The sequence below is a fragment of the Kitasatospora sp. NPDC049285 genome (assembly GCF_040678815.1).
In the GTDB taxonomy this organism is placed as follows: domain Bacteria; phylum Actinomycetota; class Actinomycetes; order Streptomycetales; family Streptomycetaceae; genus Kitasatospora.
This window is the reverse complement of record NZ_JBFAQR010000006.1, coordinates 22,968-34,842: the sequence shown is the minus strand read 5'-3', so window position 1 is coordinate 34,842 and position 11,875 is coordinate 22,968. Positions and strand designations below refer to the sequence as shown.

11 protein-coding genes are annotated in these 11,875 nt (G+C 75.4%); 5 read left to right on the top strand and 6 right to left on the bottom strand.

The window, feature by feature from the left end; all coding sequences use genetic code 11:
- Positions 1-10: 10 nt before the first annotated feature.
- From AB0K51_RS06275 to AB0K51_RS06255, 5 genes are all read left to right on the top strand, one after another.
- A complete protein-coding gene (locus AB0K51_RS06275; RefSeq protein ID WP_363451110.1) occupies positions 11-691 on the top strand; it encodes a response regulator transcription factor in 681 nt (226 codons plus the stop codon).
- A 139-nt stretch (positions 692-830) separates the two neighbouring features.
- Positions 831-1,412: a hypothetical protein gene (locus AB0K51_RS06270; protein WP_363451108.1), complete on the top strand. Its 582-nt coding sequence runs from the start codon at positions 831-833 to the stop codon at positions 1,410-1,412.
- The gene (locus AB0K51_RS06265; protein WP_363451106.1) at positions 1,409-2,158 is read left to right on the top strand and encodes a Sir2 family NAD-dependent protein deacetylase; all 750 of its coding nucleotides are present in this window, start codon (positions 1,409-1,411) and stop codon (positions 2,156-2,158) included. The genes AB0K51_RS06270 and AB0K51_RS06265 overlap by 4 nt, the downstream gene beginning before the upstream one ends.
- Before the next feature lie 60 nt (positions 2,159-2,218).
- Entirely contained in the window at positions 2,219-3,433 is a 1,215-nt protein-coding gene (locus tag AB0K51_RS06260; protein ID WP_363451104.1) for a cytochrome P450, read from the top strand.
- A gap of 44 nt (positions 3,434-3,477) precedes the next feature.
- A complete protein-coding gene (locus AB0K51_RS06255; RefSeq protein WP_363451406.1) occupies positions 3,478-4,452 on the top strand; it encodes an ADP-ribosylglycohydrolase family protein in 975 nt (324 codons plus the stop codon).
- A 42-nt stretch (positions 4,453-4,494) separates the two neighbouring features.
- Here the strand turns inward: AB0K51_RS06255 and AB0K51_RS06250 are convergent, their stop codons facing one another.
- From AB0K51_RS06250 to AB0K51_RS06225, 6 genes are all read right to left on the bottom strand, one after another.
- Positions 4,495-6,198, bottom strand: a complete 1,704-nt coding sequence (locus AB0K51_RS06250; RefSeq protein ID WP_363451102.1) for a TraM recognition domain-containing protein — start codon at positions 6,196-6,198, stop codon at positions 4,495-4,497.
- A 99-nt stretch (positions 6,199-6,297) separates the two neighbouring features.
- Positions 6,298-7,020, bottom strand: a complete 723-nt coding sequence (locus AB0K51_RS06245) for a VWA domain-containing protein (protein ID WP_363451100.1) — start codon at positions 7,018-7,020, stop codon at positions 6,298-6,300.
- The gene (locus AB0K51_RS06240; RefSeq protein WP_363451098.1) at positions 7,017-8,051 is read right to left on the bottom strand and encodes an ADP-ribosylglycohydrolase family protein; all 1,035 of its coding nucleotides are present in this window, start codon (positions 8,049-8,051) and stop codon (positions 7,017-7,019) included. Before AB0K51_RS06240 ends, AB0K51_RS06245 begins: the two co-directional genes overlap by 4 nt.
- A 64-nt stretch (positions 8,052-8,115) precedes the next feature.
- Positions 8,116-9,408: a DUF2786 domain-containing protein gene (locus tag AB0K51_RS06235; protein ID WP_363451096.1), complete on the bottom strand. Its 1,293-nt coding sequence runs from the start codon at positions 9,406-9,408 to the stop codon at positions 8,116-8,118.
- A 64-nt stretch (positions 9,409-9,472) separates the two neighbouring features.
- Entirely contained in the window at positions 9,473-11,083 is a 1,611-nt protein-coding gene (locus AB0K51_RS06230; protein WP_363451094.1) for a transporter, read from the bottom strand.
- Positions 11,080-11,859 carry an ABC transporter ATP-binding protein gene (locus AB0K51_RS06225; protein ID WP_363451092.1) on the bottom strand — a complete coding sequence of 260 codons (780 nt, stop codon included), beginning with the start codon at positions 11,857-11,859 and terminating at the stop codon, positions 11,080-11,082. Before AB0K51_RS06225 ends, AB0K51_RS06230 begins: the two co-directional genes overlap by 4 nt.
- Positions 11,860-11,875 lie beyond the last annotated feature (16 nt).

Here is an 11,875-nt window from a genome sequence, read left to right as displayed (position 1 = left end):
GAGGGACGGGTTGACGATTCGGGTGGTCATCGCGGATGACCAGGAACTGGTGCGGGCCGGCTTCGGCATGATCCTGGACGCCCAGCCGGACATCACGGTGGTCGCCGAGGCCGCCGACGGGGCCGAGGCGGTCTCCGCCGTGCGCGAGCACGGGCCGGACGTGCTGCTGCTGGACGTCCGGATGCCCGTGATGGACGGGCTGGAGGCGGCGCGGCGGGTGTGCGCGGAGTTCCCCGACTGCAAGGTGATCATGCTGACCACCTTCGACGTCGACGACTACGTGTTCGACGCGCTGTACGCGGGCGCGAGCGGCTTCCTGCTGAAGGACGTGCGACGCGACGACCTGGCGCACGCGGTGCGGGTCGTCGCGTCCGGTGACGCGCTGCTGGCGCCGTCGGTGACCCGGCGGGTGATCGGCGAGGCCACCGCGCGACGCGGCGCGGCCGGCGCGGTCGGCTCCGGGCGCCCGCCCGCCCGACTGCTGGAGCGGCTCACGGTACGGGAGTTGGAGACCCTGCGGCTGGTCGCCCGGGGCATGTCGAACGCGGAGATCGCGGCCGAGCTGGTGGTGAGCGAGCACACGGTGAAGACGCACGTGAGCAACGTGCTGGCGAAGCTGGCCCTGCGGGACCGGGTGCACGCGGTGGTCTTCGCCTACGAGGCCGGGGCGGTGGTAGCGGGCGGGGAGTGAGCGCGGCGACTCCCTAGTGGACGTCCCCTACCCCTCGCGGGGGAGGCCGCCGTTTCGCCGGTGCGGGGGAGGTGCACGGGAGGCGGTGGCGGCAGGGTTGGGGGTGTCGGAGATGGCACTCGGGTAGGGGAGTCGGGCGATGGTGACGGGGCGTCGGGCGTTGGGGTGGTCCGCGGGGCTGCTGGCGGTGTACGGACTGGTACGGCTGGTACCGGGGTCGCGCGGGATCGGGGCCGGGTGGATGGTCGGGCACCTGGCACTGTTCGCGGCGCTCGCGCTGCTGGGCGTCGGACTGGGGGAGTTGGCGCGGCTCGGCGGCGGGCGCGGGGTGTGGGGCCGGATCTGGCGGGACCTCGGGTGGGCGGGCATCGCGGCCTCGCTGGTGCAGACCGGGATCGACCTGTACGTGGGCGCGGTGGCGAGGAACGTGGCGGACCGGTCGGAGCTGTTCGACAAGGTGCAGTCGGTGCCCGGGGTGATGCCGGTGGTGTACACGGTGGTGCCGATGCTGGTCTACGTCGGCCTGCTCGGACTGCTGGTGCGGGCGGTGCTCGCGGGCGCCGCGCCGTGGTGGAGCGCGGCGCTGGTGCTGGTGGGCACGGTGGTGATGGGGGCGTCGCTGGACTTCCTCGCGGTCGGGGCGGTGCTGTACGGGCTGGCCTTCCGGCCGGTGATAACCGGTGGTCACAAGGGGCCGCGGGCCGTACCGTCCGGAGCATGACTGAGAAGCGTCCGCTGGTGGCGGTGTTGACGGGGGCGGGGATCTCGACGGACTCGGGGATCCCCGACTACCGCGGGCCGCAAGGGCTCTGGCAGCGCGATCCGAGCGCGCAGGAACTCGTGACGATCGGGCCGTACCTGGAGAGCACCGAGGTGCGGCGCCGGTCCTGGCTGCTGCGGCGGGACGCCGGGGCGGGGTCCGCCGAGCCGAACCCGGGGCACCTGGCGCTGGTCGAGCTGGAGCGCTCCGGCGTGCCGATGCGGGTGCTGACGCAGAACGTGGACGGGCTGCACCAGAAGGCGGGCCTGCCGGCCCGGAAGGTGATCGAACTGCACGGCACCGCGGCCGAGGTGCAGTGCGTCGGCTGCGCGGCGGTGACGACGATGGCGGCGGCGCTGGAGCGGGTGGCGGCGGGGGAGGACGACCCGGGCTGCGCGCAGTGCGGCGAGGTGCTGCGACCGCGCACGGTGATGTTCGGCGAGCCGCTGGACGACCGGGTGGTGGAGCAGGCGGCCACCGTCGCGAGCGCCTGCCAGCTGTTCATCGCGGTGGGCACCAGCCTCCAGGTGACGCCCGCGGCGTTGCTGCCCGCCGAGGCGCTGGAGAACGGCGCGAAGCTGATCATCGTCAACGGCGAGCCCACCCACTACGACGGCGACGCCGCCGAGGTGATCCGGGAGCCGATCTCCGAGGCGCTGCCGAAGCTGGTGCGCCGGATCGTCGACGGCGACCTGTCCCGCGGCTGACCGTCGGACCCGCTCGTCGGGCTGTTTACCATGGCAGCCCGACGAGCAGGGAGAAGATCGATGGCGAGTGCGGCGTTCGACCCGTGGTCGGCCGAGTTCGTGGCCCACCCGTACCCGGCCTACGCGCAGCTGCGGGAGCAGGCGCCGGTGAGCCACTACGCGCCGAGCGACCAGTGGCTGATCGCCCGGTACGCGGACGTCAGCGCCCTGCTGAGGGACCGTCGACTCGGCCGGACCTACACCCACCGCTTCACCCACGAGGAGTTCGGACGGCCCGCGCCGGATCCGGCGCACGAGCCGTTCCACACCCTCAACGACCACGGGCTGCTGGACCTGGAGGCCCCGGACCACACCCGGATCCGGCGGCTGGTGTCCAAGGCGTTCACGCCGCGGATGGTGGAGTCGCTGCGCCCGGCGGTGGCCCGGCTGGCGGGCGAGCTGGTCGACGGACTGCTCGCGGACGGCGGCGGCGACCTGATCGCCGCGGTCGCGGAGCCGCTGCCGGTCGCGGTGATCGCCGAGATGCTGGGCGTGCCCGAGTCCGACCGGCACCAGCTGCGGCCCTGGTCGGCCGACATCACCGGGATGTTCGAGCTCAACCCGAGCCCCGAGACGGCCCGCCGCGCGGTCGCCGCCAGCGTCGAGTTCTCCGACTACCTGCGGGAGTTGATCCGCCGTCGGCGCGCCGAACCGGGCGGCGACCTGATCTCCGCGCTCGCGCAGGCCGCGGAGGACGGCGACCGGCTGAGCGAGCAGGAGATGGTCTCCACCTGCGTGCTGCTGCTGAACGCCGGCCACGAGGCGACCGTCAACACCACCGGCAACGGCTGGTGGGCGCTGTTTCGCAACCCCGGCGAACTGGCCCGCCTGCGCGCCGACGTGGACGGGCTGCTGCCCACCGCGATCGAGGAACTGATGCGCTACGACACCCCGCTGCAGATGTTCGAGCGCTGGGTGCTGGACGACATCGAGGTCGGCGGGGTGCGGATCCCGCGCGGCGCCGAGGTGGCGCTGCTGTTCGGCTCCGCCAACCGCGACCCGGAGCGGTTCGCCGACCCGGACCGGCTCGACCTGGGCCGCGCCGACAACCCGCACATCACCTTCGGCGCGGGAATCCACTTCTGTCTCGGCGCTCCGCTTGCCAGACTTGAGCTCACCGAGTCCTACGGCGCACTGCTCCGCAAGGCCCCCGGGCTGTCGCTGGTGCGCGAGCCCGAGTGGCAGCCCGGCTACGTGATCCGCGGGCTGAAGGAACTGCCGGTCGAGGTCCGGTAGGCCGAGGTCAAGGGGAGGACGCCGTGGGGCGGGCGACGGGCGCGATGCTGGGGTTGGCGATCGGCGACGCCATGGGCAAGCCGACCGAGTTCCTGACGTACGACGAGATCCGGCTGCTCAGCCCGGACTGGCGGCGGCTGCCGCTGCCGAAGCGGGCGAAGGTCACCGACGACACCCAGATGACGCTCGCCGTGGCACGCGCCCTGCGGGCGGCCCTGGCGGACGGTCCGCTGGTCCCGCTGCGCCTCGAACTGCCGCTGCGCGACGAGTTCGTGGACTGGTGGCGCTCCCCGGACAACGACCGCGCGCCCGGCATGACGTGCCTGCGGTCCTGCTTCCGGCTCTCCACCGATCGGGCCTGGCAGGACGCCAGCGACCTCGGCTCCAAGGGCTGCGGCGCCAACATGCGGGTCGCCCCGGTGGGCCTGGTCCGGGAGTTGAGCGACCGCCAGGTCGCCGGTGCGGCGCAGCTGCAGTCCGGCCTCACCCACGGCCACCCCACCGCGCTGGCCGCCAGCGAGCTCACCGCGTTCACGGTGCGCTGGCTGGCGCAGGGCGCCGACCCGGCCGGCCTGCCCGCCCGGCTGCGCGCGCACGCCCTCGAACAGCGGCTCAGCTACGACGAGTTCTGGCTCGGCGAGCTCGCCGAGAAGGCCCAGGACCACTCGCGCGAGGCGTTCATCGCCCGCGGCTGGGACGACTGCCTGCTCGCCCTGGACCGGCTCGACGCGGCGCTCGCCGCCGGCGAGGTGGACGCCGATCCCTGCGAGCGCACCGGCGCCGGCTGGGTGGCCGAGGAGGCGTTCGCCACCGCGCTGCTCTGCTTCCTGCTGCTGCCGGACGACCCGGTGGCGGCGGTCCGCCGGGCCGCCGCCTCCTCCGGCGACTCCGACTCGCTGGCCTGCCTGGCCGGCGCGTTCGCGGGCACCGCGCACGGCGAGCAGGCGTGGCCGCAGGAGTGGGTGGAGCGGATCGAGTACCGCGAGGAGCTGCTGGCCTTCGGCAAGCTCTGGGACTGACGCCGGGCTCCGGGGCCGGTGCCGCCCCGGTCCGACGCCCCGTCAGTTCCCGGCCAGCGCTGACCGGACGTCGGCGGCGTGCGGGCCGTCCCACCAGGGCACCGCGCGGGCCAGCAGCGGGCGGCTGCCGGACGGCAGCACCAGCACCCGGCCGGCCGGCAGCGCGGCCAGCTCGGCCACGTCCAGCAGCGGTAGCTGCACCTCGTTGCGGGTGACGGTGCGGGCGGCGGCGCCCGGCTGCGCGAGGTGGCCGACCTGGAAGCGGGCCGCGGTGTGCGACCCGGTCAGTTCGGAGAGCATCCGCAGGAAGGCGGGCTCGGCGACGCCGCCGCCGTAGACCCGCACCGTCGCCGCCGACCAGAGCTTGCGCATCCCGGTCTCACCCCAGGCCTCCGCGCCCTGGGACCAGGACTGCAGCAGCGTCAGCAGGCAGATCCCGCGCGAGCCGTAGTAGGCGTACAGGTCCGGCAGGCGCCGCCAGCGGCAGACGGCGGCCGCGTCGTCCAGGACGCCGACCAGCGGGGTGGCCAGCCGGCCGAGCCGCTGGTCGGCGGCCCGGCGCTCGGCGGTCTCCAGCGCGGTCACGGTCAGCGCGGCGGTCAGCGGGCCGGCCGGGTCGGCGCCCTGCCGGGAGAGCGCGTACAGGGTGCCGCCGGCGTCGAGGAGTTCGCCGAGGTCCAGCCGGGGGCGGCCGCCGCCCGGGGTGATCCAGGCGGCCGCCCGCGGGTCGGTCAGGCAGGCGGTCTGCGCCAGCGCGGCGGCGTGGACGGCCAGCCGGTGCGCGTCCGGGGCCTGGGTCCCGGCGGCCAGGCTCTCCGCGGCCCGGTCCTCGCCCGCCTCGCACAGGATCCGCAGCGCGGCGTCGTCCTTCGGCCGGGACAGCCAGGTGCGCACCCGGGTGACCGGGGCGCCGGAGAGCGCGGCGGCCAGCAGCAGACAGGCAGTCAACTCCTCGGCCGCCGGGTCGGGGAGCTCGTCGGAGCGGGCCCCGCCGGGCCGGGCGCCGTCCGCGAACACCCCGGCCAGGGTGCGGGCGGCGGCCAGGTCACCCACCGTGTCCAGCGGGTTCCACCACCACTCGGCCCGCTCGCCGGTCAGCTGCTGCGGGTCGAACACCCGGACCGGGCCGCGGCGTTCGCGCAGCGCGCGGGTGGCGAGCAGCAGCTCGCGCCCGGTGGAGGTGGCCAGCACCGGGCCCGGCGCGTCGAGCACCGCCGGGATCGCCCGGGCGGTGGTCTTGCCGGCCCGCGGACCCCACACGTCGAGCTGCTGGTCCTCGTAACTTCCGTACAGCGGTCGGCCGGTGGCCAGTTCGTCGGCGATCCGCGGGCCGGGCACGGCGCCCTCCGGCAGGACGGTGCCGTGCCGCTCGGCGACCGTGCGGGCCCGCTCGGCGGACAGCCGGTCGGCGGCCGCGACGGGCACCATCAGCCGGGCCACCGTCTCCAGCGGCGCCGGGCCGGAGCGGCGGGCCTGCGCCCGGGCCACCGCCGCGGCCAGCACCGTGCCCAGCTCCAGCGTCGCGTGCTCGCCCTCCGGGTCGCCCAGCAGCGCGGGCAGCACCGGCAGGCCGTCCCAGCGGCCGGCCGGCTCGGCGGCCAGCACGTCGGCCGGCGCGTCGGCGGCGGCGACCAGCAGGTCCGCCGCGGACTGCACGCTGTCCAGCAGGTCCCAGACCGCGCTCTCGACCGCGGCGTCGTCCTCCCGGGCCATCGCGTCCCGCAGTCGGCGCACTCGTTCCAGCATGACGATTCCCCCGAATCACCCTTGTACGACGCCTGGTTGAGGCATCGTCACCGGGTGGGATGCCCCCGCCCGGCCGCCGGTTCCAGTATCCCGCGCCGGTCAGACAGCGCCCAGGACGCCTGCCGCCGCCGCTGCCCGCAGCCACTGCGGGAACTCCGAGAGCAGCCGGTCGTACAGCACCTCGTCGGGCACCGCGCGCGGGTCGCGGCCGGCCGGGAAGAACCCGGCGTTGTCGACCGGCCGGCGGCGCGGCACGGGCAGTTCGTCCAGCCGGTGCAGGAACGCGAACTCCCGGTCGGCGGGGTCGCCGAACCCTACGAACTGCCAGAACATCGGCAGTTCCGCGGCGAGGCAGAGCATGTCCTGCGCCGCGGTCCGCGAGGTCGGACCGCCGTCGGTCTGGAACACCACCAGCGCGGGCGCGGTGTTCCCGGAGCGCAGGTAGTGCCCGATCACCGCCTTCATCGCCACGTGGTAGCTGGTCAGGCCCATCCTGCCCATCGCCTGGTGGGCCTGGTCGATCCGGCCCCGGTAGTCGTCCACCGAGAGCTCGGCCACCCCGTCCACGCCGGTGGAGAAGAACACCACCGGCACCGTGCCGTCGTCGTCCAGGTGCGCGGAGAGCGCCAGCACCTGCTCGGCGAAGTGCTGCACCGCGCCCGAGCGGTAGAACGAGCGCATCGACCCGGAGCGGTCCAGCACCAGGTACACCGCGGCGCGCGTCCCGGTCAGGCCGGTCTTGTCCAGGCTGACCTTGGCCGACTTGTACAGGACGACCAGGCCGGGTGCGGTGCGCGCCAGCTTCTCCAGGCTCACGCTCACCGCGGCGCCCCCGGGTAGCGGTCGGCGACCTCGGCCGGCCGCCGCTCGGCGAAGACCGCCAGCAGGTCGTCGGCCACCCGCAGCACCGTCGCGCGGCCCTCCACCTCGGTGCACCAGTCGGCGGGCAGCCCGGCGGTGCCGTGGAGCGCGCCGACCAGGTTCCCGCAGACCGCACCGGTCGAGTCGCTGTCGCCGGAGTGGTTCACCGACAGCACCAGCGCCGCCCGGGCGTCCGCTCCGGCCAGCGCCGCGTACACCGCGATCGCCAGGCACTCCTCGGCGATCCAGCCGAGGCCGACCCGCTCCACCGTCTCGGCGGCGGGCGGCTCCTCGGCCGCGAGGCGCACCGCGCGGCGCAGCGCCTGCGCGGTCTCCGCGCCGCCCGGGTGCTGCTCGACCTGCGCGATGGTCTCCTCGACCGCCGCGGGCAGCTCCGCCCCGGCGGCGAGCCGCTCCACCAGCGCCGCGAACGCCCCGGCGGCCAGGTAGCCGGTCGGGTGTCCGTGCGTCAACTGGGCACACTGGGCGGCCAGTTCGAAGGCCTGCTCGGCGCCGAGGCCGATCAGCCCGAACGGCGCCGAGCGCATCACGGTGCCGCAGCCCTTGGACTGCGGGTTCACCCGGCCGTCCTGTCCGAACGGCACCAGGCCCCGGAACTCCGGGCTGCCGCCGATCCCGGACAGGCAGGCGCCGCCCGGCGCGCGCGAGGCGTACAGGAACGGCTGGGCCAGCAGCCAGCCGTCCGGCTGCCGCTCCGGGCCGGGCAGTCGCTGCGTCAGCAGCCAGCGCCGGTACGCCTGGTGGAGGTCGGACGGGCGGCCGCCGCGGATCAGGCCCTCCGCGGTGAACAGCGTCATCTGGGTGTCGTCGGTGACCTCACCGCCGCGGCCGCCCGCCGCCAGGCCGGTCAGGCCCGCCGGGCCGAACCGCGCCCGGATCTGATCCAGCTGCAGGAACTCCACCGGCCAGCCCAGGGCGTCGCCCAGCGCCCCGCCCAGCAGCGACCCGCGCACCCGCTCCGCGTACTCCAACTCCCGCCCCTCACCCTCGAGTCGATATGTCGTCAGCTCGATACGTGGCCCGCTCGAGCCGACGTCAGCGGGCGATCCGGCCCGCCGCGCCGTGCAGCGAGGCCCGGTCGGCGGCGGCCCGGCCCTCGTGCCAGCCCTCGCCGTCGCTCACCCGCACCCGCTGCGACACCAGCTTCGGGAACATCTTCCCCACCGCGTCGTCCACCGCCTCCGCCCGGGCCGCCAGCACCGGCAGCAGCCGCTCGTCCGGCAACGGCCGCTCGTCCGGCGCGAGTTGCACCTCGGCGCCGTCCTCGTCCAGAGGTCGCCCGGCGGCCGCGTCCTCGGTCGCCCGCTCGGTCGCCGCCGCCAGCCGCTCGCGGATCCGCGCAGCGTACGCGACCAGGAACGACTGCCGGAAGGCCTTGGTGCGCGGCGCCCCGTCCTTGTGCTTGCGGCTGCCCGCCCGGTGCATCGCCGCGGTCGCCTGCACCAGCAGCGAGGTGTACAGCAGCTCCACCGCGTCCAGGTCCGCGTCGAACCCGATCACCGTGCAGAAGCCGAACTCCTTCGCCCACACCACCCGGCACCGGTTCGCCGCCGCCACCGCGTCCAGCAGCATCGTCTTCGGGCCCTCGTACGGGTTGTCCACCCCGATCCGCACCGCCCCCGGCTCGTCCGCGGACGGACCGCCGACCGCCAGCAGCGCCTCGTCGATCGAGTGACGGGCCATCAGCTGCTGGGCCTTCGCGGTCAGCGCCTCCGCCTCCTCCGGGAAGCCGGTCGACTCCGCCTTCGCCAGCAGCGCCCGGATCCGGCCCAGCATCCGCGGCTCACCGCCGCGCGGCGCCCGCACCGACGTGGACGCCTGCTGCCCCGGGACCGGCCCCACCGGGGTGATCGGCGGCAGGTGGGCCCAGGTCCGCAGCAGCTCCAGGGCGGCCGTCGCCAGCGCGAACCGGTCCAGCCGGTGCCGCTCGGCGAACCGCTGCAGGAACTCGTCGTCCGACGGCCACCACGGCTCGGCCTCCAACTCCCGCAGCTGGTCCTGCCAGCGGCGGTCCAGCGCGGCCGCCGGATGGCGGCGGCCCTCCGCGGCGATCAGGTCCACCGCCAGCGCCAGGTGCGCCGGGTCCAGCTCCCGCCGGGCCACCCGCACCAGGTCCGCGGGCCGCCAGCCCGCCGTCCAGCACCGGCCGATCGAGCGCTCCGCCAGTCCCAGCAGCGCCCGGCTGACCAGCGGCCAGCGCTCCACCGACGCGGCCAGCACCGACGCCGCGCCGTCCACCACGTACTCCAGCCCGTCCGCGGGCGCCGCCACCACCTGCTGCACCGCGCCCGCCAGCAACTCGTCGACGGACTGCTCGCTGGTGGTCACGGGGTCCTGCTTCCTTCGGGGTGTCGGCCGCTGTCCATGATGCCGGAGGCCGCCCGCAAGGCCGTCAGCGCTCGACCACCCGGGCCAGGATCTCGGGGGAGCGGGTCAGCAGCCGCCCGGCGGCCAGCCGCATGCCCAGCAGCGCCAGCGCCGCGCCGTACAGCACGCCGACCGGGAGCACCGGCCAGGCGGCGCGGTGGTCCAGCAGCAGCCAGCCGAGCAGCGCGCCGACCGGCAGGCAGAGCACGGCGACGCCGATCATCGAGCCGAAGGCGTTCAGCATCACGACGCCGTTCTGGCCCGGCGCGGCGTTGCGCATCGGGTTGCCGTCGGCGGGCAGCGCGAACGGGGCGAGCACGCTGAGCAGGCAGCCCAGGCCCGCGCCGGCGCCGAGCGCCGCCATGGTCAGGCCGAGTGCGGGCGCCAGGTTCGCCCAGTCGCCGGTGACGGCGGCCAGCAGCGGGGCGAGCACCAGCACCAGCGGGACGGCGTAGCCGAGGATCGCGTAGACCCGGCCGGCGAGTTCGTCCCGGGCGTCCTGACGGGTGCTCAGCGCGGCGGCGACCATCCAGAACGCGGAGCCGTCCATGCCGAACAGGTTGGCGGTCTGCAGGCCCAGCATCAGCCCGCCGGCGCAGATCACGTACACCGAGCTCCAGCCCTGCACCACCGAGAGCACGGCGAAGACGCAGGTCATGCCGACGCCGGTGAAGATCGCGGCCTTGGCGCGCGGCTCCCGCCAGGCGTACCGCAGGTGCCGCTGCAGCACCGCGCCGACCCGGCCCTGCGGGAGCAGCCGCCAGGCCCGGGTGGAGCGTGCCGAGGAGGTGTCCACCAGCGTGGAGGCGTCGCCGCTGACCATCAGGTTTTGCAGGCTGCGCAGCCACCAGCGCAGCAGCAGCGCCAGCAGGCCGCCGGTGAGCGCCAGCTGCAGCGCCGCGAACGCGTAGTCGCCGTCCCCGGCGGAGCGCACCGCGTCCAGGCCGGAGACCGGCGGGATCCAGCGCAGCACGGCGGCGTACGGGTGCAGCGGCGAGAGGTCGAGGCCGCGGCCCGGGTCCTTGACGGCGCTCTGGAAGCCCAGGTTGCCGATCTGCACCAGCACCGCGAAGGCCAGCCCGCCGAAGATCGCGAAGTCCTTGCCGCGGCGCGAGGAGAGCAGCCGGGCGTTGCCGGCCGCCACCGAACGGGACAGCGCCAGCAGCGTGACCAGGGTGAGCGGCACCGCGACCACCGCCACCACGGCGGACGCCGGGCCCGCGCCGGCCGCGACCGCGGCGCCCGCGAGCAGCAGCAGGCCGATCGCCGGGCCCGGGCCGATCAGGCTGCCCAGCAGGGTGCCGCGCAGCAGCGCGGGCGGGCGCAGCGGCAGCATGGTGAGCCGGGTCGGGTCGGCGCTCTCGTCGCCCGCGAACAGGAACAGCGGCAGCGAGGCCCAGCAGAGGGTGAGCGCGGCGGTGAGCACCGCGGCGGCGTCGGCGGCGCCCGGGTGCCCGTGCAGCACCGCGAAGCCGGTGGCCACGCCGGCGGCCAGCAGCACCCCGAACACGGTGCCCAGCACGTACCCGACGGCCCGCCCGGGGCTGCGCCGCAGCCCGTTGCGCAGCAGCCGCACCTTCAGCGCGACCAGGGCCCGGACGACGGTCCGGTCGTCGGCGGTGACGGTGGAGCTCACCGGTTGCCCCCGCCCAGCCAGTCCAGCGCCTGCCCGTCGTCCTCGCGCACCCCGACCAGGCCGAGGAAGGCCTGGTGCAGCGAGGTGGCGCCGCGGACCTCGTCCAGCGGACCGGCGGCCACCACCTGCCCGGCGTTGATCACCGCCACCCAGTCGCACAGCGACTCGACCAGCTCCATCACGTGGCTGGAGAAGACCACGGTGGAGCCGGAGGCGGCGTAGCGGCTCAGCACGCCGCGGATGGTCTGCGCGGAGACCGGGTCGACGCCCTCGAAGGGCTCGTCGAGGAACAGCACGTCCGGGTTGTGCAGCAGCGCGGCGGCCAGGCCGATCTTCTTGCGCATGCCGGTGGAGTAGTCGGCGACCAGCTTGTCCGCGGCGCCGGTCAGGTCGAGCACGGCCAGCAGCTCCTCGGCGCGCCGGTCGGTCTCCGGGCCGGGCAGGCCGCGCAGCCGGCCGTTGTACTGCAGCAGCTCCCGGCCGCTGAGCCGCTCGAACATCCGCAGGCCCTCCGGCAGGATGCCGATCCGGGCCTTCACCGCGACCGGGTCCTGCCAGACGTCGGCGCCGTGCACCAGCACCGTCCCGTGGTCCGGCCGCAGCAGGCCGGTGACCATCGACAGCGTGGTGGTCTTGCCCGCGCCGTTCGGCCCGACCAGGCCGATGAACGACCCGGCCGGCAGGTCGAGGCTGAGTCCGGCGACCGCGGTCTGCGCGCCGAAGCGCTTCCACAGGTCGCGGATCGAGACGGCGGGCGGCGAGGTGGGCGCCTGCATGGCGGGGGATCTCCTT

Excerpts from the sequence above, each read along its gene's own strand:
- AB0K51_RS06270 (WP_363451108.1), top strand. The coding sequence starts at position 831 with ATGGTGACGGGGCGTCGGGCGTTGGGGTGGTCCGCGGGGCTGCTGGCG.
- AB0K51_RS06250 (WP_363451102.1), bottom strand. The coding sequence starts at position 6,198 with ATGCTGGAACGAGTGCGCCGACTGCGGGACGCGATGGCCCGGGAGGAC.
- AB0K51_RS06255 (WP_363451406.1), top strand. The coding sequence starts at position 3,478 with ATGCTGGGGTTGGCGATCGGCGACGCCATGGGCAAGCCGACCGAGTTC.
- AB0K51_RS06260 (WP_363451104.1), top strand. The coding sequence starts at position 2,219 with ATGGCGAGTGCGGCGTTCGACCCGTGGTCGGCCGAGTTCGTGGCCCAC.
- AB0K51_RS06225 (WP_363451092.1), bottom strand. The coding sequence starts at position 11,859 with ATGCAGGCGCCCACCTCGCCGCCCGCCGTCTCGATCCGCGACCTGTGG.
- AB0K51_RS06265 (WP_363451106.1), top strand. The coding sequence starts at position 1,409 with ATGACTGAGAAGCGTCCGCTGGTGGCGGTGTTGACGGGGGCGGGGATC.